The organism is Nocardiopsis sp. NPDC007018 (assembly GCF_040635075.1).
Lineage (GTDB): Bacteria > Actinomycetota > Actinomycetes > Streptosporangiales > Streptosporangiaceae > Nocardiopsis.
In genome coordinates this window covers 32616-55009 of sequence record NZ_JBEYHA010000014.1, presented here as the reverse complement: position 1 = coordinate 55009, position 22394 = coordinate 32616, and the positions used below count along the sequence as shown (strand labels likewise).

The window sequence follows — 22394 nt, the reverse complement described above, 5'->3', positions numbered from 1 at the left end:
TCGGCGACACCACGGTAGCCACCCTCTGCGGAGAGACAGCATGTCCACGATCCTGTTCCTGATGACCGGCGCCGACCACTGGACCCTGGCGGACGGCACCCGACACCCCACCGGCTTCTGGGCGGAGGAGGCGGCGGCCCCTTACGCGGCCTTCCGGGACGCCGGACACGAAATCGTCGTCGCGACCCCCGGCGGCGTGGTACCACCCGTGGACCGGGGCAGCCTCTCCGCCGACCTCAACGGTGGGCAGGAGAACGCCGACCGGGTTTCGGCCGTCCTCGACTCCTTCACCGAGATGCACTCCCCGCTCAGCCTGGAAGAGGTCGACCTCGGCGACTACGACGCCCTCTTCCTCCCCGGCGGGCACGGCCCCATGGAGGACCTGGCGGTGGACGCGGTCGCCGGAGACCTCCTCACCACGGCGCTCGACACCGGCAAGGTCCTCGGGGTGGTCTGCCACGCTCCCGCCGCGCTGTTGGCCGCCGAACGCCCGGACGGTACCAACCCGTTCGCCGGGTACCGCGTGAGCGCCTTCACCAACGCCGAGGAAGAGCAGGCGGGCTTGGCGGACCGGGCCGTGTGGCTGCTCCAGGACCGGCTGGTGGAGGCGGGTGTGGACTTCCAGGAAGGGGAGCCCTGGGCGCCCAAGGTCGTGGTCGACCGGACTGTGGTGACCGGACAGAACCCGGCTTCCGCGGAGCCGGTGGCGCTGGCGCTGCTCGGGATGCTGGCGTAGCGACGGAAAACCGGTTGCTCTCACCGCTGACCAGCACCATGGTGGTGCCCCATGAGCTTCCAGATCCGGGCGGCGTTCACCGACACCGCCGTCACCGTGTACCAGGCCTACACACCCGGCATCGGGGTGCCCGCCGCGCGTGAGGGCCGCTTCCCGTCCACGTGGAAGCGCGAGCGCATGACGTGGATCAAGCCGTCGTTCCTCTGGATGATGTACCGGTGCGGGTGGGGGCGTAAGGAGAGCCAGGAGACGGTCCTGGCCGTGGAGATCACCCGTGAGGGGTTCGAGTGGGCACTGCGGAGTGCCGCCCTGTCGCACTTCAAGCCAGGCCTGCACCCCGACCACGAGGCCTGGAGGCGTGAGCTGCGCGGCGCTCCGGCGCGCGTGCAGTGGGACCCCGAGCGCGACCTGCGCCTGAACCCCCTGGGGCACCGTTCGCTCCAGCTGGGGCTTTCGGGTGAGGCCTCCCGCCGCTACGCGGACGAGTGGACGGTGTCGATCACCGACATCACGCCGCTGGTCCACCAGATCCACGCGCTGGTGACGGCGGGAGATCTGGAGGCGGCCGCCGAACTGCTGCCCCGGGAACGCCCGTACCCGATCGCGGAGGCGGCCATCGCCCACCTGCGCCCGCCGACCCCTTGACCTCAAGCTTGGTTGAGGCACCAGGATGGCGCCCATGAACACCGACACCATCGCCGTCGAACAGGTCGTCGCCGACGTCCAGCGGACCCAGCGGTCCAAGGACGCCGAAGGCTTCCTCTCCCTCTTCCATCCCGACGCCCTGTGGACCACCCGGAACGGCAAGGTCCTCGTCGGCCTCGACGCCATCGCCGGGTTCACCCGCGCCGTCCTGCCCGACGCCGACTGGGACGGCGAGGTCACCTACGCGGTGACGCACGTCCAGTTCCTGCGTCCCGACGTGGCGGCCGTCAAGGTCCGGCAGGTTTACCACGGGGCCGGCGGAGACGACGAGGGATCGCCGCTCTACGTCATGACCCGCGAGGACGACGGACGGTGGCTGCTCACCGTCGGCCAGAACACCGCCGTGCACCAGGAGTAGACCCGCTATCCCGTGGGTTCCGCCCGGGCGCGCATGCCGTCCCGCGTGTACATCCACGCGGTCCCGCAGGTGAAGGGGACCTCGGCGCAGCCCTTGGAGAGGCAGGGCTCCCACACCCCGCAGCGCCTGCTGACCGAGGTCTCCCCGTGCGGGTCCGGCTCGTCGGGCCCCAGGGTCGCCAGCAGCGCGTGGGCCTCCTCCGAACCGAAGGCCGAGACCGCCTGCCCGCGCAGTTCGCGTTCGCGCACGGGGGCGAGTCCGTCGCGGAACACCAGCACGTCGGACAGGGTGCGGCGGGCCAGGTGCACCACCTCGCGCTGGGCGGCGCTGAGATGGGGGTGGGCGCGTTCGTAGCGGCGCAGGTGTTCGATCCACAGGTCGCGGCGGGCCCGGGGAGGGAGTTCGGCGAACACGAGCCTGCGGCGGACGAGCGGGTGGGTGGTGAACTCGTCGTAGTCCCTCGGTAGGCGGCCCCGGTTGGCCTCCACCCACTCCCGGGCCAGGCCGTGGTCGCTGCGGGCCAGGGCGGGTGTGCGCCCGACCAGCGCCAGGGTCATGACGACGGCCCACCCTTCGCGCAGCCGCCGCAGACGCGGCCGTACGGAGGCGCCGGGGGAGGGGGCCTGGGCACGCTCCCAGGGTGCGCGGCGGCGCTGGCGGCTGAGTTCGCCCAGGGCCTCGACCACGCGCAGAGCCGCCTGGGCCCCGAGACCGCGCAGCAGAGGACGGACCATGGCGACACCGCTCCAGCAGCGGACCTCGGCACCCCGGTGGCGGACCAGGGTGGGGACCCATGGTGCGTTGGGGCCCCACTGCCGCACCCTCCACTCGCGCACGTCCGGGTGGGTGAGCGGCAGTGTCTCCAACCTGCCACCAGATACCGAAGCCACGGCGGTGGAGATGTCCGCGCACCTGTCGCACGAGGAATCGAAGGCCAACACGTACCGAACCCGAACATCCCTCATGATCTCCCTTGCCTCTCCGCCGCCTCCAGTGTCAAGGGGGGTCGCGCGGCGTGGGTCGGGTTTTCGGAACTTGGCACGACCGATCGGCGACAGCACGCGGGAATACCGTCGCGAACGCGGAGGAACCCGTGATCCCACCCCAGGTCAGAGCCCTTTTTTGGTGGTCACTTGAGGTGTGTATCGGGCAGGCCGAGCCCCGCGGCGTTCGGCGGGTTCGCCGAGGTCAGGAGGTGTCCTCCAGGCGAGTACCGGCCAGGAGCAGGAACAGGGGGACCCTCAGCCGACGTGCGTACTCGACCGTGTCACCACCGAACCGTTGCCGCTCGGGAGCGCACTCGCGCAGCCCCGTCAGCCCGAACCCGGCCCGGGTGAGGGCGTCGACGTGGTCCTCCACGGTGCGGTGGTGCCACACCACCCGGGTGCCCATCCAGTCGCGTTCGCGCGGGCCGGTCTCGAAGTAGTCGTCCACCACCTGGCCCCGCCGTGGCCCCTCGTCGGGGCGGCGTGCGTCGTGGCAGGTCAGCACCGGGTGGGGGACGGTGAACACGACGCGTCCGTGCGGACGCAGCCAGGTTCGCGCCCGCGTGAGCGCCGGGGTGAGTTCCGGGAGATAGTGCAGGGCCATCCGGGACACGACGAGGTCGACGCTGCCAGGTCGGGCGGCGAAGCCCTCCATGAGGGCGCGCACGACGCGTCCGGGGGTGCCCACCAGCGTGGAGCGGGCGCGCTCGGCCATGGACTTCGAGGAGTCCACTCCGAGGTAGCTCCGGCACCCGGCTTCCAGCAGGAGGCGCCCCAGGTCGGCGTCGCCGCACCCGAGGTCGAGCACGTCGAGACCGGCGGTGTCGCCCAGTGCGCCCAAGAGCGCGGGCTCCTCCATGACCGTGTTGGGGCTCGACGTCCCGGCGTGCCGACGGGCGGTGTAGCGATCGGACATTCCCCGTTCGTCGTAGGGGGAGGAGGGGGTGTTCATGGGGGCACCCTACGCGGGCGGGCTCGTGGCGCGGGGTGCGGCTGACCCCGGGGCTGGTGCACCTGACCTACGTCTCCGTGGTCGGCGGTCAGCGGGCCCTGCGCAGCGCCCTGTGGCGACGCGACGGCCGGGGCGGTCAGGCGACCAGGCCGGGGGCCAGGCGCTCCAGCTCGGCGACGGCGGCGGCGATCGCCGGGCGCTCCCGAGCCCCCGCGCGGGTGAAGGTGAGCAGTGAGCGGGCCGGTGCCGGTGAGCCCTCCAAGGGCACACGGGTGACCGGGAGCTGTGGAGACAGGTCCGCCGACCTCGGGACGAGCGCCACCCCGAGGCCGTGGGCGACCAGCGCCGCCACCGAGCTCCACTCCACCGCCTGGTGACGGCCCTGCGGGGTGAAACCGACCGCCCCGCAGGCGGTCATGACGTGGGCGTGGCAAGTGGTGTCCGGCCTCGGCAGAATCCACGACTCCCGCGCGGTCTCCACCAGGGGGACGCTCTGCCGTCCGGCGAGGCGGTGCCCCCGCTCCACCACGAGGTCCAGGGGGTCGTCGAACAGCGGAGCCTGGTCGAAGCGGGTGTCGTCCAGGGAGGGGGTGCTGGGCGCGGCCTCCACGACGGTGAGGTCGATGTCACCACGAAACAGCAGGTCAAGACTGTCTCCGGGTTCGGATTCCAAGATCTCCACCTCCAAGCGCGGGTACTCTGTGCGCAGGGCGGCGGCCATGGGCGCCAGCAGGCGGGTCAGCACGACGGGGAAACCCGCCACGCGCAGCGTTCCGGCCGGTTCCGCCTCCAGCCCGCGCATCTCGATCTCCGCCCGTTCCCATAGGGCCTGGATCGTGTCCGCGTGCCCCAACAGGCTCCGCGCGGCCGGTGTCAGCCGGACACCGCGCCCCTGGGGCTCCAACAGCGGAACGTCGAGCTCCTTCGAGAGCTGTCGGATCTGCTGCGAGGCCGCCGAAGGCGTGAAGTGCAGTGCCTCAGCGGCGGCTGTCACCGTTCCGTGGTGGGCCACGGCCCGAAGGATACGCAACCGACGAAGATCAATCATGTAGACGATTCTTCAGAGTGTCATCCAGATTTTCAACCTGGACCGCGAGGGTCCGTGGGCGTGAAGCTGGACCGGAGAAGTCGACGACGGCGAATCAGAGGTGCTTGATGACCAGTGTGTGCCCCCACTGCGGATGGCCCGACGACCAGCCCTACACGGTGCTCTCCCAGCACCGCACGGGAGCCGGGATGACCGTGTGGTCCCGTTGTGCGTGCGGCTCGGCCCAGGTCCGGGAGATCGGGCTCGCGGGGACGCGGATCGTCTCCCGTGGGCGCCCCTCGGGCGCCCGGCTCTGACGCCTGGAACTCCTCGGGCGTCCGCCCGAAAACGTGACGGGGGTCCGTCCACAGGCACGGTGCGGAAATCGTGGTCCGTGGTCGGTCCGCGATACGGTTACGGGCATGGGGAACACACCGGGGCGACCGTCCACTTCGGCCGAGGACTACGTGAAGGTCATCTACGACCTCCAGGAACGCGGCACCGGCCCGGTGACCATCTCGGGGATGGCCGAGCGGCTGTCGGTGTCCAACTCCTCGGTGTCGGGCATGCTGCGCAAGCTCAGCGAACTCGGATTCGTGGAGCACCAGCGGTACGGCAACGTCAGCCTCACCGAGACCGGCACCAAGGCCGCCCTGGCGGTGCTGCGCCGCCACCGCCTCCTGGAGACCTACCTGGTGGCCGAGCTGGGCTACTCCTGGGACGAGGTGCACGACGAGGCCGAGATCCTCGAACACGTGGTTTCGGACAAGTTCGTCGACCGCATCGCGACCCACCTGGGCGACCCGGTGGTGGACCCGCACGGCGACCCCATCCCCACCCGTGAGGGTGTCATCGTCGATCGCCCGTCCGTCCTGCTCTCCGAGGCCGAGACCGGGACGACCGGGGTGATCGTCCGGGTCAACGACACCGACCCCGAGCTCCTGCGCTACCTCGCCGACATCGACCTGGGCATCGGCATGTGCGTGGAGGTCGTGGAACGGCTTCCCTTCGCCGGTTCCCTCCAGATCGCGGTCCGCCCCGAGAAGGGCGGTGAGTCCCGGGAGCAGTCGCTGGGGCTGGTCGCCGCCGAGGCCCTGTGGCTCAGCCCTGAGAACGACGGCGACACCTGACCCCGTCCACGGCGGCGGGGCTTCCGGGGACGCCCCGGCAAGCCCCCCGCCGTCCGGCCTCGTCTAAGCCAGGGGCTGGGCTCCGGCGCGACCGGCCTCGATGACGAACCGGGCCCGGTCGCGGACGGGCGAGCCGGGTCTGCTCACGTAGTCGACCACCCGGTAGTCGGCGGTCCACTCCGTGGGGGTGACCCGGTTGCGCACGTAGCCCCGGTTGCGGTTGATGAACTTGATGTGCGGGTTCTCCGCCAGCTGCACCGCGTCGCCCGGGTTCTGCTCCGCGCCGTCCCGACCGCTGGTGAAGGAGGTGCCCACCAGTTCGGTGGCGACCGTGCGCGATCCCGGGTCGTCGAAGTCGGCCTTCACGTCCACCACGTAGTTGGCGTGCACGTCGCCGGTGATCACGACCGGGTTGGACACCTCCGCCAGCTCGTCGCGGACGCTGTCGCGCTCGACCCGGTAGTTGTCCCAGGCGTCGTCGCTGAAGTTGGTGGGGTCCCCCTCCGCGAAGTCGCGCTGGGAGAAGAACACCTGCTGCGCCAGGATGTTCCACCTGGCCCTGGAGGCCGACAGCCCCTGTGAGAGCCACCGGCGCTGGTCGGCGCCGAGCAGTGTGCGCTCGGGGTCGTCGCGCTCGGAGTCCTCCACCTGCGCGTCCCGGTACTGGCGGGTGTCCAGCAGGTGGACGTCGGCCAGGTTGCCGTAGGTGAGCCTGCGGTACAGGTGCAGGTCGGGCCCGGCCGGTCGCTGGGCGGCCCGCAGCGGCATGTGCTCGTAGTAGGCCTTGAGCGCGTGCTCGCGCCGGAGCAGGAACTCCTCGGGAGGGATGTCCTCCTCGTAGGAGGTGTCGTCGGCCCAGTTGTTCTCCAGCTCGTGGTCGTCGAAGACCACCGCCCACGGGAAGGCCGCGTGGGCGGCCTGGAGGTCGTGGTCGGTCTTGTACTGGGCGTGGCGCAGCCGGTACTCGGCCAGGGAGCGGACCTCCGCCTCGGGGACGTGGCCGCGGCCGATACTGCCCTGGTCGGCGGTCTCGTAGATGTAGTCGCCGAGGAAGACGACCAGGTCCAGGTCCTCCCGCGCCAGGTGCGCCTGGGCGGTGTAGTGGCCGTGGGTGTAGCTCTGGCAGCTGGCGAAGGCGAAGTCGAACCTGTTCAGCCGGGTGCCCGGGACCGGTGCGGTGCGGGTGCGCCCGACCGGGCTGATCTCGTTGCCCACCCGGAAGCGGTAGAAGTAGTCGGCCCGGGGGCGCAGGCGCTCCAGTTCCACGTGGACCGAGTGCGCCTGTTCGGGGCCGGTCTCGACGCTGCCGGAGGCGGCGATCCGGCGGAAGTGCTCGTCGTGGGACACCTGCCACTCGACCTCGACCGCGCGGTCGGGCATACCGCCCAGGCCGTCCTCGGCGAGAGGGTCGGGGGCGAGTCGGGTCCACAGGACCACACCGTTGTGGAGGGGGTCTCCGGAGGCGACGCCGAGGGTGAAGGGGTCGGAGATCACGGGGCCCCGGGGCGCGGGCGCCGCGTGCGCGGCGGGCGCTCCCAGGGTGGTGCCCAGCGCGGCCGCCCCGAGGGTCACGGCGCCGCCCACCAGTGCCTGGCGGCGGGTGGCGGCGGGTACCGGAGCGGGGGAGCGGTCGGGGGAGGTGGGGAATGGGGGTGTACCCGGCATGTGCGGTCTCCTGGGTTCGAGCGGCGGACCGCCCCGGGATACCGGGACGGGAGCAACCGTGGTCCATCCGGCCATGGAAAGAGGTACGACCCAACCCCTACGCGGTGAACATTACCCCCGTTCGAGTGACGGCAAGGTTACTGAGGGTCGTCACCAGGGTGTTTCGTCGACTATGGGATGTTACGATCGCCGCCGTCCCCTTCCCCACCCCCGTAAAGGCCCTTGTATGGGTTACGCGCTGGAAGCCGTCATCGCCCCGACCGCGCTCCTGAGCCCGTTCGGCTCCGACCTGGTCGGAGCCGGGACGGTGGCACTGGGTCACGGTCTGGTCCTGCTGCCCGTCACCGAGAAGCTCGCCCGCGCCGACGACCGCGCGGCCGACCACCCCGCCGGTTTCGTGCGACTCACCGCGCCCCTCGTGGAGCGGGCCGCCGCATGGTCGCGTCGGGGGCCGGTCGCCTACGTCGAGGCCGAGTTCTTCGGCGGTTGGGGCACCCAGGCGGCGGTCGTGTGGCACCGGGGCGCGCCGGTACTGGGTCCGCTGCGCCAGGAGGAGGGTGAACCCGCCCCCGAAGAGGGGACCCCGATCTCGCGGGCCCTGCGCCACCTCGGGGTGGCGACGGGCCCCGACGACCGAGACGAGTTCGACGCGGTCGGGCTGGGGGCGCACCGCTCCACCGAGGGATGGGCCCTTCGGGCCACACCGCTGGAGGCGCCGTAGGCTCCGATCGGGCGATGCGACGACCCCGCACTCCGTCGGCCTCCAGAGCGGAGCCGACCCCGGCGCCCCCACCCCTGTCACACGCCCGTTCGGCCTCCTATACTGGGCGCGTGAAGCGACGACATTAGGTCCCGAGCCGCGGCCGAGGCCGGTCCGCGACGCGATCCCGCGCACCGCCGGGTGGAGACCACCACCGGTGCCCGCGTCCGTCCGACCGAAAGACCTCCATGACCGCCCAGTCCGCGCGTGCGTCCGCCACGCGCCCCTCCAGGCTGACCCGTCCGCTGTACGCGTACGCCTTCCTGGAGGAGTTCGTCCTCCTCTACCCCCTGTACGCCCTGCTCTTCACCGAGACCGGTCTGTCCGTGGCGCAGATCAGCTCCCTCTTCGTCCTGTGGTCGCTGACCAGCGTGCTCCTGGCGATCCCGACCGGCGCCTGGGCGGACGTGGTCCCGCGCCACCTGCTGCTCGCCCTCGCACCGTTGCTGACCGGAGCGGGGTTCGCGTTCTGGCTGTTCCTGCCGTCCTACTGGTCCTTCGCCCTTGGCTTCGTGCTGTGGGGAGCGGCCGGCGCCCTGGCCTCGGGCGCTCTGGAGGCGCTGGTCTACACCGAGCTCACCCACCGGGGCGCCGCCGACCGGTACGCGCGCGTCATGGGCGTCACCAGGGCGCTGGGCGTGGCGGCGGTCGGTACGGCCACCCTGCTGGCGGTACCCGTCATGGCGTACGGCGGCTACGCGGCGATCGGACTCGCGAGCCTGGCCGCGTGCGTGCTGTGCGCGCTCACCGGCCTGACCCTGCCCGAGAGCCGCCCACCGCGTTCGTCCCCCGATCACGGCCCCGACGACACCGCCGCGACCGATCCCGGCACGGGCCGGGCCGACGCGGGGGCCGCACCCGAACCCGGCTACCTCGAGACCATGCGGCTCGGCCTCGCCGAGGCGCGCGGCAGCCGACGGGTCCGCACCGCGATCCTGCTGGTGGTCACCGTCACCGCGTTCTGGGGGATGCTCGACGAGTACCTCCCCCTCCTGGCCGCCTCCTCCGGGGTCGCCACCGAGGACGTCCCCCTGGTGGTCCTCGTGGTCTGGATCTGCGTCACCGCCGGCGGGCTGCTCGCCGGTCCCGCCTCACGACTGTCACCGCGCGCCGTCGGCGTACTCCTGGCCCTGGCGGCCGTGGCCATCGCTGCCGGCGCCCTCCTGGGCACCGCACCGGGATGGGTCCTGCTCGGCTGCGGTTTCGGCGTGTGCCAGATGGCGAACGTGGTGGCCGACGCCCGGCTCCAGGACAGCATCACCGGTTCCAGCCGGGCCACCGTCACCTCACTCGCCGAGGCCGGTACGGAGACGGTGAGCGGCGCGTCCTTCCTGCTGTACGCGGGGGTCTTCCTGGTGGCCGGGCACGCGACGGCCTTCGCCGTGTTCGCCGTCCCCTACCTGTTCGCGGCCGTCCTGGCCGCCCGGGGCGGGCGTACCCGGCCCGCGGAGCCCACCGGCTGAGCCCGGCCGCGGGCCCCGACCGCTTTCCCAAGCCCCCTGTTCATCCCCTTGCGTACGTGAATAGCATCGTTTGTTGTGACACACCAGACGACGGACACCGCGAACAGCGAAGGCCCACGTCTCGCGTCCGTGCGCGGGATCAGCGTCAGTTACGACGACCGCGGCGCAGGATGCCCCGTCCTGTTCGTCCACGGTCACCCCCTCGACCACAGCATGTGGGAACCACAGGTCAGAGCGCTCGCCGGGCGCGGATACCGGACCATCGCCCCCGACCTGCGCGGCTACGGCCGCAGCACCGTGGTGCCGGGGGTGACCTCGCTGGACACCCTCGCCCGCGACCTCGCCGCCCTCCTCGACCACCTGGGGCTGGACGTGGTCAACGTGGTGGGGCTGTCCATGGGCGGCCAGGTCGCCCTGGAGCTGTACCGGCTCTTCCCCGACCGCGTGGACTCCCTGGCCCTCGTGGCGACCAACCCCCTTCCCGAGACCGAGGAGGGCAGGACCAGGCGCGCGGCGATCGCCGCGCGCCTGCGCACCGAGGGCATGCGCGGCTACACCGACGACATGTTGGTGGGCATGATGACCGCGGCGAACGTGCGGGACCTGCCCGGGGTCGCCGACCACGTGCGCGCCATGATGTATGCCGCGCCCGCGGAGGGGGCCGCCGCCGCGCAACTGGGCCGGGCCGGGCGCCCCGACCACACCCTGCTGCTCAAGCACATCTCGGCACCCACCCTGCTGGTGGTGGGCCAGCACGACGGCTTCACCCCGCCGGGGGGAGCCGAGCTCATGCACGTCCGTGTCGCGGACTCGGTCGTGGAGATCATCGAGGGCGCGGGACACCTGCCCAACCTCGAACGACCCCGGCGGTTCAACGAGGTCCTGCGCCGCTTCCTGGAACAGGCCCGTACCCGACCCCGACCCCGCCACCACTGAGCGACGGGGCCCGAACCGCGTGCGGTCGGGCCCCGTCTCCCTCCGAGTCAGTCAGAGGCCCGTTCCACGGGGAGCCACAGCTCCCCGGAGGCGAGGTCGCCCTCGTACTCCACGCTCAACAGTTCGGGCCCGTGCCGGAACCGGTAGGCGGGGTTGGAGGGGAACCACTCACCGAGCGCGTGGACCCACATGCGCTGGACCCCCTCGGGGAAACCGAGCCCCTCGAAGGGGAAGACGACCCAGGTGCCCTCGGGCACCTCCAGGACCGCGTCCCCCTCGGGTGTGGCGGATGAGGAGGTCGCTGCCGCCAGGAGGAAGTCGACGTCGCTCCCCTCCCGCCGGTCGGGATCGTGGGTGAGGGTCACCGACACGACACCGCGCGGCTCCTGGTCGGACAGTTCCGCCAACCGCTCGTACACCTGGTCCCCGAGTCCACGGACGAACGCGGCCATGGGCGCGTTGTCCCCCTCGCGGACCAGCGGGACCCGGGTTCGGGGCCCGACGAGGCGGAACGCGGCCTTGTCGACGACGCGGTAACGCATGATGGTGCTCCCTTCGATGGTGAGACGGAAGGTCAACCGCGACTGCGACGTGAGCGCCGCGCCGGTGCGCCGCGCCTCACCCGGGCTCATCCCGTGCATCGCCCGGAACGCCCGGCCGAAGGCCTCCGCGGACCCGTAGCCGTAGCGCACGGCGATGTCGAGCAGGGTGTCCCGGCCCTCGATCACCTCCGCCCCCGCCAGGGTGAGACGGCGCCGGCGCGCGTACTCCGACAGCGGCATCCCGGACAGGGCCGAGAACATCCGCCGGAAGTGGTGTTCGGAGGTGAGCGCGGTCCTCGCCATCGCGGCCGCGTCCACCGGTGCGCCCGGGTCCCTCTCGATCCGTTCGAGTGCCTCGTTCAGGCCGTCCAGCACGGTCGCCTCCCTCGTTCACCACCGACGTTAGGGACACCGGCCCGGCCCCGACCCGACCGTTGCCGATCGCGTCCGGTCGGGTGCGTCGGGGCGCCGTTCCCGGGAACGGCGCCCTTCTGCTCGGCGGAGAAGTTCCTGTCGCACCCCTCTGCCACCCTCTACGGTGACCGTGCCCGAGCCCCCCGACTGGAAGGTCCCCCCGTGCCCGAGTCCGCCGCGCGTGCGAGCGCTCCGCCTCCCGACCAGCGCCGGAGCGAGCCCCTGGGCCCACGCTTCCACCGACTGCTGGGGGCGGTGGGGCTGGCCAACCTGGGAGACGGCATCGCCGTGGTCGCGCTGCCCTGGTACGCCGCCACGCTCACCGACGACCCCCTCCTGGTCGCGACGGTGGCCGCGGCCACCAGGCTGCCCTGGCTGCTGCTGGCCCTGGTTGCCGGGGTGGTGGGCGACCGGGTGGACCGGCGGCGCCTGATGGTGGGCGCCGGTGCGGCCAGGGCCGTGCTGCTGGCGCTGTTGACCGCCGTGGTGTTCCTGGGTGCCGGCTCCATCCCCCTGCTGGTCCTGGTCGCTCTGCTGGTGGGGGCGTGCGAGGTGTTCTTCGACAACACCACGCAGTCGCTGGTGCCCGCCGTGGTGCCGCGTGCCCGGCTGGAGCGGGCCAACGGGCTCCTCCAGGGTGTGGAACGCGTGTGCAACGCGTTCCTGGGCGCGCCGCTGGCCGGGCTCCTGCTGGGAGTCTCCACCGCGTGGGCCTTCGGTGCCCAGGCCGCGCTGGTCCTGCTGGCCGTCGTCTGCCTGGTGAGCCTGCGCGGGGACTTCCGCCCGTCCGGGGAACACCAGGGGGGCGAACGGGAACGGCCCTCCATCGGGGCCATGCTGCGCGAGGGTCTGGTGTGGTTGTGGCGCCATCCGGTGCTGCGACCGCTCGCGCTCGTCTCGGGGGCCTCCAACCTGGCGGGGGCGATGAGCGGCGCCGTGCTGGTGCTCTTCGCCCAGGACGTGCTCGGCGTGGGGGCTCAGGGCTACGGGCTACTGATGACCGTCACCGCCTTCGGAGCGGTCGCGGGGGCGATCGTCGTTCCCTCCTTCTCCGCGCGGGTCCATCCCAGCACCGCCATGGCGGTGGTTCTGGCGCTCCTGGGGGTGACCTCGGCGAGTATCGGTCTGCTCCAGACCGTCCCGGCGTTCGCGGTCTGCTACTTCCTCACCGGGTTCGCCATCTCCTGGTGGAACGTCACCCTGCTCTCCCTCATCCAGAGAGTGACGCCCGACCGGATGAGATCCCGGGTCTTCAGCGCCCATCGCACCGTCTCCTGGGGGCTGCTCTCGGTGGGACTGGGCCTGGGCGGCGCCCTCGCCTCCTCTCTGGAGGGGGTGTGGGGCCGGGAGTGGGGGCTGGCGGCCCCCTTCCTCACGGCGGGGGCCATCGGCCTGGCTCTGGCCGTGGTCAGTGCCCTGGTGATCACGCCGAGCCTGGTCGACCGCGCCCTGGCCGACGCCGCCGCACCGCCACAGGAGCGGGGCGAGACCGGGTCCGGATCTCGGCAAGAGTGACCCCCGGAAAGGGACGATCAGGAAAAACCTGGAAATCTTCGGGCAACATCCGTGTCTGGATCGACACGGCGCCCTTCCCACCCGCACCATGGCCGCACAGGATGACCCGCAGGCCGACCCTGAGAAGGAGGTGGGCGGGGCGGGGTACACGCGCCCCGCGGACTCTATGGACCTTGGTTTTCTGCGACCTCTGTACGAAAGCGACGGCCCGGTGGCCTCGGTGCACCTCGACACCAGTCGGGACACCACGGACGCCGACAAGAAGATCGAACTGCGCTGGCGGCACCTGCGCGAGGAGCTGGCCGCCCTCGGAACCGACCCGGCCACCCTTGACGTCCTGGAGGAGGCCGTGGGGGAGGGCAACTCACGCGCCTTCGGCGACCACGGACAGGCGCTCTACGCCTCCGAGGGCAGGCTCCTGGGAGCGCACACCCTCGCCGCTCCGCCCGCACAGGACCGGGCGACCTTCCTGCCCGTCCCGGACGCCCTCCCTCTGGCCATCGACCGGGGCCGTCGCCTCCCCTACGTCCTCGTGGCCCTGGACCGGGTCAACGCCAAGGTGTTCGCCTACCCCAGCCACCCCACGCGCGGCCCCGTCATGGAGGCCGCCAACGAGGGTGAGAACATGCAGAACCTCGATGGAGCCAGCCGTATCTTCCCCGGCCAACGGGGAGACGCGGGCGGACGCCGCGCCGACACCGGGTTTGCCCAGGACCTGTGGCGCGACAACACGGCCCAGGTGGCCGACCTGGTCCGCGAGGCCGTACGCCTGGTGGACGCGGCGGTGATCATTGCGGGCGGCGACGACGAGGCCATCGCCTACCTGCGCGAGAACCTCGGACCCCGCCAGCTCACCATCCCGATCAAGGTGGTCGCGGGCGGCCGCGGCGGCGCCGACGCCGAGGAACGCCTGCACGAGAACGCGGAGCGGTGCCTGCTCGAGCTCATCCACGAGGAGCAGGCCCGGGTGTACTCCGAGTACCAGCGCAAACTCGCCCACGACCAGGCGGTCAAGGGCACCACCTCGGTCCTGCCGATGCTCTCGGAGGCCAGGGTGGACACGCTCCTGATGGGCCCCGACCGCGAGAACGAGCCGTACCTGTGGGGTTCGCTCCACTCACCGATCCTGGTGGAGACCTCCCCGCGCGGTCTGGACGACCCGGACGCCGGGTTCCGGGCCCCCGCCAGCGCGCTCATGCTGCGCGCCGCGGTGATGTCGGACGCTCGGTTCACCGAGCTGCCGGTGCCCGAACGGGCCCTGGACGACGACAACAGCGCCGGGACCGACACCGGCACGGTGGATGCGGGCGCCACACTGCGCTTCCCCAAGCAGTAGCGACCGGCCAGGTGCCCCGTCCCCGCCGGTGCGGGGGCGGGGCACCGCCGCGCGACCCTCAGGAGTCCGCGAACACCCCCAGTTCGTTCCCGCTGGGGTCGGCGAAGTGGAACCGCCGACCGCCCGGGAACGCGTAGGGGCCCTGGAGCACACGGCCGCCCGCCCCCTCCACCGCGGCGATGGACCGGTCCAGGTCCTCCGAGTACAGGAGCACGAACGGGCCCCCGCCGCGCACCTCACCAGCCGGGTTGAGCCCGCCCACCTCCGAGGCGCCGTCGGGCGAGCGGATGCCCGCGTAACCGGGCCCGTAGTCGTTGAAGGTCCACCCGAAGGCCTCGGCGTAGAACCGCTTGGCCTCCTCCAGATCGGTGACCGGGAGTTCCACGTAGTCGATGACGTGGTGCCGCTGTTCGCTCATGGCAGGCATTGTCCCCGCCGGGTCCGACACTCGGGGACACCGCCTTCCCCGGCGGTTCCGGGCCGATCCGGCCCAACCCGCCCCCGACCGGACCTTCACAGGGCAGGATGGTGCGGGCGGGACGCGTCGCCACGCTCCCCCCACCGACCACGAGGCGAGGTTCCATGGCAGCACCGTTCCCGGTGACCGACCTCCCCGGCCCCTGGCACCGCGCCGCGCGCCCTCGGCGCCTCCCCCGACCACGGGACCGAGCACCGCTCCGGGGTGGGCGGACGCACCCTGAGCGGACCGGTCACCTACCGCGGGGTGCCCGCGTGGCTGCGGGTGGCGGGCGCGGCCCGCCGGGGCGGACGGCTGTGGGACGGCCCCCTCCTGGCCGACGCCGTCCTCGACGAACGGGTCCCCAGGCCCGCCCTCCTCGCCGAGCACGCATGGGACGGCGATACGACGGGAACGGTGTTCCAGGCCCACCTGTGGGAGCGCCTCACCGGACACGAGATCTCACCCACCCCCGACCTGTCCTCCCCGGCCCGGGTACCCGACGTGTGGTGGAAGGAGCTCAGGACGGCCCTCGACCGGCTACGGTCCGCGTCCGCCGAACGGACGCGGCCGCGCAGTCACACCCCGGGGTTCCTCGAACGCGTCCCCAGGTACCTCCCGGAGCTGGCGGGCACGGACCTCACCGTGCCCGCCTGGGAGACCTCCCACGGCGACCTCCACTGGGCCAACCTCACCACCGGGCCGCTCACCCTCCTCGACTGGGAGGGCTGGGGTCCGGCCCCGGTCGGCTACGACGCCGCGGTCCTGCACACCTACGCGCTGCCCGCACCGGAGTCGGCGGCGCGGGTGCGCGCGGAGTTCGCCGACGTCCTGGAGTGCCGGGTCGGACGGTTCTCCCAGCTGCTCATCGCCGCCGAGGTGATTCAGGCGGCCGAACGCGACGACCTCCACGCCCGGCTGCTCCCGCACGTCCGGCACCGGGTGGGCGAACTCCTCGCCCGGTAACCGGGCGCGCCGACCCTGCGGTCAACCCCACCCCTCCCCGACGGAACACCTCATGGCCTGGCCGGGCACCGGTTCCTAGCGTGGGAGTCGACATCACCGACCCCACGACGGGACCGCCATGATCACCCTGCGGGGACTCACCAAACGCTACGGGGACACCCTCGCCGTCGACGGCCTGGACCTCTCGGTCCGCCCCGGCCGCGTCACCGGGTTCCTGGGGCCCAACGGCGCGGGCAAGACCACCACGCTGCGGATGGTGCTGGGACTGGACCACCCCACCTCAGGAGAGGCGTTGGTGGACGGGCGCCCCTACCGTGAGCTGCGCCGGCCCCTGCACACCGTGGGCGCGGTCCTGGACGCCGGAGCGCTCCACCCCGGCCGCACCGCCCACTCCCACCTGCTCGCGCTGGCCAGGAGCCACGGCATCCCGGCCAGCCGTGTGGACGAGGTCCTGGGCACAGTGGGGCTGTCCGGCGTCGCCCGTCGCCGTGCCGGAGGCCTCTCCCTCGGGATGGGGCAGCGCCTGGGCATCGCCGCCGCCCTCATCGGCGACCCCGCGCTGCTCATCCTCGACGAACCCGTGAACGGCCTGGACCCCGACGGCGTGCGGTGGTTCCGCGGCCTCGTGCGCTCCCTGGCCGACGAAGGACGCACGGTCCTGCTCTCCAGCCACCTGATGAGCGAGATGCAGCTGACCGCCGACCACCTGGTGGTGATCGGACGCGGGCGGCTCATCACCGACGCCCCGCTGGCACGCGTCCTGGAGAACAGCGCCTGGACCGCCGTGCGCGTGCGCGCCCCGCACCCCGAGGACCTGGTCGGCGCGCTGGAGGCGGAGGGGGCCCGGGTCGAGCGGCCCGCCGCCAACGAACTCGTGGTCACCGGCGTCCCGATCGAACGGGTCGGCGAGCTGGCGCACCGGGCCGGGGTGGCCCTGCACGAACTCACCGCCCGCGCCGCCACCCTGGAGCAGGCCTACCACGAGCTCACCGCGGACAGCGTCCAGCACCGGGCCCTCGACAGGAGTCGCACATGACCTCGACGGACACCCTCCCCGCGCCCTCGCCCGGGGCACGCGTTCGACCGTTGGCGGGAGCGGTCGCGGCCGAATGGGTCAGGTTCCGATCGGTGCGTTCCACCTGGTGGGGGCTGGCCGCCGCCCTGGTGCTCATGGTGCTCGTGTCGGCCATGGGGGCGATCAACACCGCCTCCGCCATGGAGCGGGGGAGCCTCCCCGCGGCGGATCTGCCCGCCTCGGAGATGGCGGTCTACGGCTCGGTCTGGGCGGTCCAGTTCGCGCTGGTCGGGGTCGCGCTGACCTTCGCCGCCTCCGAGTACGCCCACGGTTCGGTCCAGGCCTCCCTCCAGGCGGTGCCCGTGCGGTGGCGGTGGTTCACCGCCAAAGCGGTCGTCGTGGCGGCGGTGACCTTCTCGTCCTCCCTGGTGATCGCCGCCGTGGGCACGCTCACCGCGCACCTGGTGCTGTCCCACCCGCTGTTGGGCGGCCACGGCACCCTCGTCCTGTCGCGGGCCGCCGCGGACGCGCTGCGCTGCGCGGTCTTCCTCACCCTGCTCTCCCTGACCGGTCTGGGCACAGGCACGGCCCTGAGGTCGGCCGCGGCGTCCCTGACCACCGTGTCCCTGCTGGTGCTGGGGCTGCCCGTCATGACGCTCTTCTCAGCGAACGCCCTGGTCGCGGCGGTCTCGGTGCGGCTGCCGCTGACCGCCGCGATCGCCTTCCTCGGCAGTGACCACGTGATCGGACCGCTGGAGGGCGCCCTCACCCCGTCGGGCGGACTGGTGGTACTCATGGTCTGGGCCGCGACCGCGCTGGCCGCGGGAGTACTGGTGCTCCGGTACAGAGACGCCTGAGCGAGGACGGACGGGGTGATCGTGGTCGTGGACGGCGGGACGGCACCGGTGACGCGCCGCGCGGTGGAGCACGCGGTCGGCCGCGGACGCGAGTTCGTGGGGCTGGTGTGGGGCGTCGGGGTCAGCGCGCTCACCCTGGTGTGGGTGGCGGCCTCGGCCCTGGTCCTGCTGGGCGCGCTGGTCTCACCTCCGTTCCGGCCGCGCGCACGGGGCAGGATCGAGGACTGGGCGTCACGGCTGTGCGAACGGGACCTGTCCCGGCTCTCCCGCTGGATGGGCGCCACCATCACCCCCGAGGCGGGCGGCCCCAGCCGCGCGGTCCACCTGCTGCTGCGCCTGCCCGTGCACCTGTGCTCCCTCTACGTGCTGCTGTCGGTCGCCTCGCTGGTCCCGATCCTGGTCGGCGGGGTGCTGATCCAGGCGGCCACCGGCACCGCCACGCACGTGAGCGCGGACTGGCCCGGTGTGGGGGTAGGCGTGTCCAGCGTCCCACTGGGCCTGATGGCCGCCCTGGTGGTGCTGGTGGTGACCTGGTGGCTGGTCCGGCTGCTGGCCGGGGTCGACCGGTGGCTGGCCCGCAGCATACTCGGCCCCACCGAGGAGGACCTGATGCGTCGGCGCATCCAGGAACTCACGCGCACCCGGTCCGGGATCGTGCGGGCGGTGGACCAGGAACGGCGCCGGATCGAGCGCGACCTGCACGACGGCGTCCAGCAGCGGGTGGTCGCCCTGGCCATGCTGCTGGGCCGGGCCCAGCGCGGCCGCGACCCCGAGCGCGCCGCCGAACTCGTGCGCCAGGCCCACACCGAGTCACGGGTACTCCTGGACGAACTGCGCGAGGTCGCCTGGCGGATCTACCCGACCGCACTCGACACCCTGGGGCTGGAGGCGGCCCTGACCGAGGCCGCCGAACGCGGACCGCTCCCGGTGGTGGTCCGCGCCGACCTGCCCCGCCCCCTGCCTCAGGAACTCGCCACCGCCGTCTACTTCGTGGCCCGCGAGGCCATGACCAACGCCGCCAAGCACTCGGGGGCCGACAGCGTGGTCGTCGACCTCGTCGTGTACGACTCCCGCGTGTGGCTGACCGTCTCCGACGACGGCCGGGGCGGCGCCGACCCGGGAGGCGACGGCCTGACCGGGCTGGCCCGGCGGGTCCGGGCACTCGACGGCACCCTGGAGGTGCGCAGCCCGCGCGGCGGGCCCACCACGGTGCACGCGGTCCTGCCCCTCGCCCGATAATCGACTCTTCGACGCCCACGGAACGGAGCCCGCATGCGCCTGGTGATCGCCGACGACTCGGTCCTGCTCAGGGAGGGTCTGATCCGTCTGCTGGAGGAGGAGGGGCACGAGGTGTGCGCCGCGGTGGGGGACGGCCCGACCCTGCTGGAGGCGGTCGCCGAGCACCGGCCCGACCTCGCCGTGGTGGACGTGCGGATGCCGCCCACCCACACCGACGAGGGGCTGCGCGCGGCGTTGCGCATCCGCGCCGAGCGGCCCGGCGTGGCGGTCCTGGTGCTGTCGCAGTACGTGGAACAGCGTTACGCCGCCGAACTGCTCACCGGAGCCCCCGAACGCGTCGGATACCTGCTCAAGGACCGGGTGGCCCAGGTCGGCGAGTTCCTGGACGCCCTGGACCGGGTGGCGGCCGGAGGCGCCGCCTTCGACCCCGAAGTGGTGCGCCAGCTGCTGGCCCGGACCACGCGCACCGACCCGCTGGCCCGGCTGACCCCGAGGGAGCGCGACGTCCTGGAGAACATGGCGGAGGGGCTGAGCAACACCGCGATCGCCGCGCGGCTGTACGTGTCGCTGAGCGCGGTGGAGAAGCACATCAACGCGCTCTTCGACAAGCTGGAACTGGCGCACGCCCCCGAGTACAGCCGCAGGGTGCTGGCGGTCCTGCGCTTCCTCGGCTCCTGAGGACGCGGCACCGGTCCGGACCGGGCCTCGTCCCCCTCTTGTTGGCGCGGCGGGCCCGACCTAGGGTCGGTGTTCCCACCCTCACCCACGGTGAGGTACCACCCGACACGGAAGGTCTGCCCCCGTGCCCACCCCCCGCACCCGGCCGCGCCCGCTCCGGTCCCTGGCCGCCCTGGGAGCCCTGGCCCTGGCGGCCCCGGCGGCGCCCGCGCACGCCGGGACCGCACCCGTGTCCTCAGAGGTCCGCGTCGCCGACGCGCCCGCCCTGGAACGGGCCCTGGCCGAGGCCCGCCCCGGCCAGACCATCACGTTGGACAGCGGCGAGTACGCCGGTTCCTTCGTCGCCACCACTCCCGGGACCTCCGAGGCGCCCATCACCCTGACCGGCCCCTCCGACGCCGTCCTGGTCAACGACGAATCGGTCTACGGCAGCGGCTGCCCCGCACCCGACACCCACAGCAGCGGCTACGGGCTCTGGATCTACGGGGCCGACCACTGGAACGTGCGCGGACTCACCGTCGCCGACTCTAAGAAGGGGATCGTGGTCGACCGCTCCGACCACGTCCACCTGAGCGACCTCCAGGTGCGCGGCACCGACGACGAGGGCGTGCACTTTCGCAGCTCCAGCTCGGACGGCTCGGTGCGCGACTCCCGCATCACCGACACCGGCCGCGTCCAACCCGGGTTCGGCGAGGGCGTCTACCTGGGCTCCGCCACCAGCAACTGGGGCTGCTACGGCGTGGACGACGGCGTCGACCGCAGCGACCGGGTCGAGGTCACCGGCAACCACATCGGCCCCGACGTCCGGGGCGAGCACCTCGACGTCAAGGAGGGCACCCGCGACGGCCTGGTCTCCGGCAACACCTTCGACGGACGCGGCATCTCCGGCCAGAACTTCGCCGACAGCTGGGTGGACGTCAAGGGCAACGGCTACCTGTTCGAGCACGACACCGGCACCTTCGAGCGGCCCGGCGTGTTCGCGCACGGCTACACCAGCACCCAGCAGGTCGACGGCGCGGGCTGCGGCAACGTCTTCCGCGACAACCACTCCGACCTCGGAGGGGTGGGCGGCTTCGCGATCGCGCTGTGGAGCCAGTCCGACTGCGCGGACGAACCCAACGTGGTGCACGCCAGCAACACGGTCGCCAACGCCACCCGGGGCCTGACCAACATCGCCGTCACCCCCTGACGCGCGGAGGCGCCCCCGCCCCGAACGGGGTGGGGGCGCCTCGCGAACACGCGGCGACCGGACGGATCGGCGACCCGCCGGATCAGCCCTGCTCGGCCACCTGCTTCTCCGCGCCGACCAGGCGCACGCACACGGCCAGACCCTCGATGGCCTCCTCCAGCGCGTCCAGCTCCGGGAAGGAGGGCGCGATCCGGATGGTGCGGTCCCGCGGGTCGTCGCCGTAGGGGTGGGTGGCCCCGGCGGGGGTGAGCGCGATCCCGGCCTCGGCGGCCCGGCGCACCACCTCGCGGGCGCACCCGTCCAGGACGTCCAGGCGCACGAAGTAGCCGCCCTTGGGGGTGGACCAGGTCGCCAGACCGGTACCGCCCAGGTGCTTGGTGAGGACGCTCTCCACCATCTCGAACTTGGGCTCCAGCAGCTCGCGGTGGCGGCGCATGTGCGCGCGCACGCCCTCGGCGTCGCCCAGGAACATCGCGTGGCGCAGCTGGTTGACCTTGTCCGGGCCGATGGAGCGCTTCCCGGCCAGGCCCAGGTACCACCGCACGTTCGCGGGGGAGGACCCGAGGAACGCCACACCCGCACCGGCGAAGGTGACCTTGGAGGTGGAGCCGAAGACGAGGGCGCGGTCGGGGTTCCCGCTCTCGGCGCACGCGCCCAGCAGGTCGGCGATCTCCACCTCCTCGTCGGTCAGGTGGTGCACCGCGTAGGCGTTGTCCCAGAAGATCCGGAAGTCCGGGGCGGCGGTGGTCATGGCGGCCAGGCGGCGCACGACCTCGTCGGAGTAGGAAACACCGTCCGGGTTGCTGTACTTGGGCACGCACCAGATGCCCTTGACACCGGGGTCGGAGGCCACCAGGCGCTCGACCTCGTCCATGTCGGGGCCCTGGTCGGTCATCGGCACCGGGATCATCTCGATACCGAAGCGCTCACACAGCGCGAAGTGCCGGTCATAGCCGGGGACCGGGCACAGGAACGCGACCCGCTCGGCGTCCGCCCAACGGCCGGTCCCGCCCGGAACCGTGCCTAGGAAGGCGTTGGCCAGGCAGTCGTGCATGAGCTCCAGGCTGGCGTTGCCCGCGGCGATCAGCTGGTCGACCGGGACCTGGAGGAGGTCGGCGAAGATCTCCCGCAGCTCCAGGAGACCCTGCGGCGCACCCGCGTAGTTGCGGCAGTCGGTGCCGTCCGCGGCGGTGTAGGCGCCACGGGGCAGTTCGAGCAGGTCGGCCGACAGGTCCAACTGACGGGGGGACGGCTTGCCCCGGGTCAGGTTCAGGGAGAGTCCACGCTCGACCAGAGCTGCGTGGTCGCGCCGGGCCGACTCCAGGAGTTCGGCGGGCGGGGTGGGGCTGCTTGCGGTGGTCACGGGATGTTCCTTCCGATGGGACGCCCCCGGTGTGCCGCACGTCGTGGAACGGGGCGCACGGGGCTTCGCCCTGGAATTGTCCCAGATCGCGGCCGCGCCGTTCCG

23 protein-coding genes are annotated in these 22394 nt (G+C 72.5%); 16 read left to right on the top strand and 7 right to left on the bottom strand.

Translation table 11 applies throughout. The features are described from left to right. Nucleotides 1-40: 40 nt before the first annotated feature. The 3 genes from ABZ635_RS10350 to ABZ635_RS10340 are packed head-to-tail and all read left to right on the top strand — an operon-like array spanning nucleotide 41 to nucleotide 1799. The gene (locus ABZ635_RS10350; RefSeq protein WP_357761967.1) at nucleotides 41-736 is read left to right on the top strand and encodes a type 1 glutamine amidotransferase domain-containing protein; all 696 of its coding nucleotides are present in this window, start codon (nucleotides 41-43) and stop codon (nucleotides 734-736) included. A gap of 51 nt (nucleotides 737-787) precedes the next feature. Beyond that, entirely contained in the window at nucleotides 788-1381 is a 594-nt protein-coding gene (locus ABZ635_RS10345) for a DUF4291 domain-containing protein (protein ID WP_357761964.1), read from the top strand. Nucleotides 1382-1415: 34 nt separating this feature from the next. Beyond that, complete coding sequence (locus tag ABZ635_RS10340) at nucleotides 1416-1799, top strand: SgcJ/EcaC family oxidoreductase (RefSeq protein ID WP_357761961.1); 384 nt, start codon at nucleotides 1416-1418, stop codon at nucleotides 1797-1799. A gap of 5 nt (nucleotides 1800-1804) precedes the next feature. Here ABZ635_RS10340 and ABZ635_RS10335 read toward each other — a convergent pair whose 3' ends face one another. The 3 genes from ABZ635_RS10335 to ABZ635_RS10325 form a co-directional block, all read right to left on the bottom strand. Further along, nucleotides 1805-2665: a bacteriocin fulvocin C-related protein gene (locus tag ABZ635_RS10335; protein WP_357761958.1), complete on the bottom strand. Its 861-nt coding sequence runs from the start codon at nucleotides 2663-2665 to the stop codon at nucleotides 1805-1807. A 322-nt stretch (nucleotides 2666-2987) separates the two neighbouring features. Beyond that, entirely contained in the window at nucleotides 2988-3737 is a 750-nt protein-coding gene (locus ABZ635_RS10330; RefSeq protein ID WP_357761955.1) for a class I SAM-dependent methyltransferase, read from the bottom strand. Nucleotides 3738-3873: 136 nt separating this feature from the next. After that, entirely contained in the window at nucleotides 3874-4785 is a 912-nt protein-coding gene (locus tag ABZ635_RS10325) for a LysR family transcriptional regulator (RefSeq protein WP_357761952.1), read from the bottom strand. A 107-nt stretch (nucleotides 4786-4892) separates the two neighbouring features. Between ABZ635_RS10325 and ABZ635_RS10320 the strand changes: the two genes are divergently transcribed. Together ABZ635_RS10320 and ABZ635_RS10315 are read left to right on the top strand one after the other, a co-directional pair. After that, nucleotides 4893-5081 (top strand): hypothetical protein, encoded by a 189-nt coding sequence (locus ABZ635_RS10320; protein WP_357761949.1) that lies wholly within the window; start codon nucleotides 4893-4895, stop codon nucleotides 5079-5081. Nucleotides 5082-5186: 105 nt separating this feature from the next. Then, complete coding sequence (locus ABZ635_RS10315; RefSeq protein WP_357761946.1) at nucleotides 5187-5894, top strand: metal-dependent transcriptional regulator; 708 nt, start codon at nucleotides 5187-5189, stop codon at nucleotides 5892-5894. 63 nt (nucleotides 5895-5957) lie between these two features. Here ABZ635_RS10315 and ABZ635_RS10310 read toward each other — a convergent pair whose 3' ends face one another. Beyond that, the gene (locus ABZ635_RS10310; protein WP_357761943.1) at nucleotides 5958-7559 is read right to left on the bottom strand and encodes an alkaline phosphatase D family protein; all 1602 of its coding nucleotides are present in this window, start codon (nucleotides 7557-7559) and stop codon (nucleotides 5958-5960) included. A gap of 226 nt (nucleotides 7560-7785) precedes the next feature. Here ABZ635_RS10310 and ABZ635_RS10305 point away from each other — a divergent pair, with 226 nt between their 5' ends. The 3 genes from ABZ635_RS10305 to ABZ635_RS10295 all read left to right on the top strand — a co-directional run bounded on the left by ABZ635_RS10305 (nucleotide 7786) and on the right by ABZ635_RS10295 (nucleotide 10718). Further along, complete coding sequence (locus ABZ635_RS10305; RefSeq protein ID WP_357761940.1) at nucleotides 7786-8280, top strand: hypothetical protein; 495 nt, start codon at nucleotides 7786-7788, stop codon at nucleotides 8278-8280. Between the two features lie 227 nt (nucleotides 8281-8507). Next, nucleotides 8508-9782 carry an MFS transporter gene (locus ABZ635_RS10300; protein ID WP_357761937.1) on the top strand — a complete coding sequence of 425 codons (1275 nt, stop codon included), beginning with the start codon at nucleotides 8508-8510 and terminating at the stop codon, nucleotides 9780-9782. Nucleotides 9783-9857: 75 nt separating this feature from the next. Continuing rightward, nucleotides 9858-10718: an alpha/beta hydrolase gene (locus ABZ635_RS10295; protein WP_357761934.1), complete on the top strand. Its 861-nt coding sequence runs from the start codon at nucleotides 9858-9860 to the stop codon at nucleotides 10716-10718. A 47-nt stretch (nucleotides 10719-10765) separates the two neighbouring features. Here ABZ635_RS10295 and ABZ635_RS10290 read toward each other — a convergent pair whose 3' ends face one another. After that, nucleotides 10766-11635: a helix-turn-helix domain-containing protein gene (locus tag ABZ635_RS10290; RefSeq protein WP_357761931.1), complete on the bottom strand. Its 870-nt coding sequence runs from the start codon at nucleotides 11633-11635 to the stop codon at nucleotides 10766-10768. Between the two features lie 201 nt (nucleotides 11636-11836). Here ABZ635_RS10290 and ABZ635_RS10285 point away from each other — a divergent pair, with 201 nt between their 5' ends. Beyond that, nucleotides 11837-13189, top strand: a complete 1353-nt coding sequence (locus ABZ635_RS10285) for an MFS transporter (protein WP_357761928.1) — start codon at nucleotides 11837-11839, stop codon at nucleotides 13187-13189. A 166-nt stretch (nucleotides 13190-13355) separates the two neighbouring features. Next, complete coding sequence (locus ABZ635_RS10280) at nucleotides 13356-14525, top strand: hypothetical protein (protein WP_357762207.1); 1170 nt, start codon at nucleotides 13356-13358, stop codon at nucleotides 14523-14525. Between the two features lie 58 nt (nucleotides 14526-14583). Here ABZ635_RS10280 and ABZ635_RS10275 read toward each other — a convergent pair whose 3' ends face one another. After that, complete coding sequence (locus ABZ635_RS10275; protein WP_357761925.1) at nucleotides 14584-14943, bottom strand: VOC family protein; 360 nt, start codon at nucleotides 14941-14943, stop codon at nucleotides 14584-14586. Between the two features lie 264 nt (nucleotides 14944-15207). On the opposite strand from ABZ635_RS10275, the gene ABZ635_RS10270 reads away from it, so the two are divergent. From ABZ635_RS10270 to ABZ635_RS10245, 6 genes are all read left to right on the top strand, one after another. Then, on the top strand, nucleotides 15208-15948 hold the full coding sequence (locus tag ABZ635_RS10270; protein ID WP_357761922.1) for a phosphotransferase: 741 nt from the start codon (nucleotides 15208-15210) through the stop codon (nucleotides 15946-15948). A 118-nt stretch (nucleotides 15949-16066) separates the two neighbouring features. Further along, nucleotides 16067-16984: an ABC transporter ATP-binding protein gene (locus ABZ635_RS10265; protein WP_357761919.1), complete on the top strand. Its 918-nt coding sequence runs from the start codon at nucleotides 16067-16069 to the stop codon at nucleotides 16982-16984. Continuing rightward, nucleotides 16981-17820, top strand: a complete 840-nt coding sequence (locus ABZ635_RS10260) for an ABC transporter permease (protein WP_357761917.1) — start codon at nucleotides 16981-16983, stop codon at nucleotides 17818-17820. Before ABZ635_RS10265 ends, ABZ635_RS10260 begins: the two co-directional genes overlap by 4 nt. Before the next feature lie 15 nt (nucleotides 17821-17835). Continuing rightward, the gene (locus ABZ635_RS10255; protein WP_357761914.1) at nucleotides 17836-19059 is read left to right on the top strand and encodes a histidine kinase; all 1224 of its coding nucleotides are present in this window, start codon (nucleotides 17836-17838) and stop codon (nucleotides 19057-19059) included. A gap of 33 nt (nucleotides 19060-19092) precedes the next feature. Further along, complete coding sequence (locus ABZ635_RS10250) at nucleotides 19093-19737, top strand: response regulator transcription factor (protein ID WP_357761911.1); 645 nt, start codon at nucleotides 19093-19095, stop codon at nucleotides 19735-19737. 124 nt (nucleotides 19738-19861) lie between these two features. Then, nucleotides 19862-20926 carry a right-handed parallel beta-helix repeat-containing protein gene (locus tag ABZ635_RS10245; protein ID WP_357761908.1) on the top strand — a complete coding sequence of 355 codons (1065 nt, stop codon included), beginning with the start codon at nucleotides 19862-19864 and terminating at the stop codon, nucleotides 20924-20926. Nucleotides 20927-21008: 82 nt separating this feature from the next. On the opposite strand, the gene ABZ635_RS10240 is transcribed toward ABZ635_RS10245, so the two are convergent. Then, nucleotides 21009-22289, bottom strand: coding sequence for an aminotransferase class I/II-fold pyridoxal phosphate-dependent enzyme (locus ABZ635_RS10240; protein WP_357761906.1), 1281 nt, complete (start codon nucleotides 22287-22289; stop codon nucleotides 21009-21011). Between the last annotated feature and the right edge of the window lie 105 nt (nucleotides 22290-22394).

Bases quoted from the DNA above. Each gene is read 5' to 3' on its own strand.
- ABZ635_RS10350 (WP_357761967.1), top strand. From the start codon at position 41: ATGTCCACGATCCTGTTCCTGATGACCGGCGCCGACCACTGGACCCTG.
- ABZ635_RS10345 (WP_357761964.1), top strand. From the start codon at position 788: ATGAGCTTCCAGATCCGGGCGGCGTTCACCGACACCGCCGTCACCGTG.
- ABZ635_RS10340 (WP_357761961.1), top strand. From the start codon at position 1,416: ATGAACACCGACACCATCGCCGTCGAACAGGTCGTCGCCGACGTCCAG.
- ABZ635_RS10330 (WP_357761955.1), bottom strand. From the start codon at position 3,737: ATGAACACCCCCTCCTCCCCCTACGACGAACGGGGAATGTCCGATCGC.
- ABZ635_RS10325 (WP_357761952.1), bottom strand. From the start codon at position 4,785: ATGATTGATCTTCGTCGGTTGCGTATCCTTCGGGCCGTGGCCCACCAC.
- ABZ635_RS10320 (WP_357761949.1), top strand. From the start codon at position 4,893: ATGACCAGTGTGTGCCCCCACTGCGGATGGCCCGACGACCAGCCCTAC.
- ABZ635_RS10315 (WP_357761946.1), top strand. From the start codon at position 5,187: ATGGGGAACACACCGGGGCGACCGTCCACTTCGGCCGAGGACTACGTG.
- ABZ635_RS10310 (WP_357761943.1), bottom strand. From the start codon at position 7,559: ATGCCGGGTACACCCCCATTCCCCACCTCCCCCGACCGCTCCCCCGCT.
- ABZ635_RS10305 (WP_357761940.1), top strand. From the start codon at position 7,786: ATGGGTTACGCGCTGGAAGCCGTCATCGCCCCGACCGCGCTCCTGAGC.
- ABZ635_RS10300 (WP_357761937.1), top strand. From the start codon at position 8,508: ATGACCGCCCAGTCCGCGCGTGCGTCCGCCACGCGCCCCTCCAGGCTG.
- ABZ635_RS10280 (WP_357762207.1), top strand. From the start codon at position 13,356: ATGGACCTTGGTTTTCTGCGACCTCTGTACGAAAGCGACGGCCCGGTG.
- ABZ635_RS10275 (WP_357761925.1), bottom strand. From the start codon at position 14,943: ATGAGCGAACAGCGGCACCACGTCATCGACTACGTGGAACTCCCGGTC.
- ABZ635_RS10265 (WP_357761919.1), top strand. From the start codon at position 16,067: ATGATCACCCTGCGGGGACTCACCAAACGCTACGGGGACACCCTCGCC.
- ABZ635_RS10260 (WP_357761917.1), top strand. From the start codon at position 16,981: ATGACCTCGACGGACACCCTCCCCGCGCCCTCGCCCGGGGCACGCGTT.
- ABZ635_RS10250 (WP_357761911.1), top strand. From the start codon at position 19,093: ATGCGCCTGGTGATCGCCGACGACTCGGTCCTGCTCAGGGAGGGTCTG.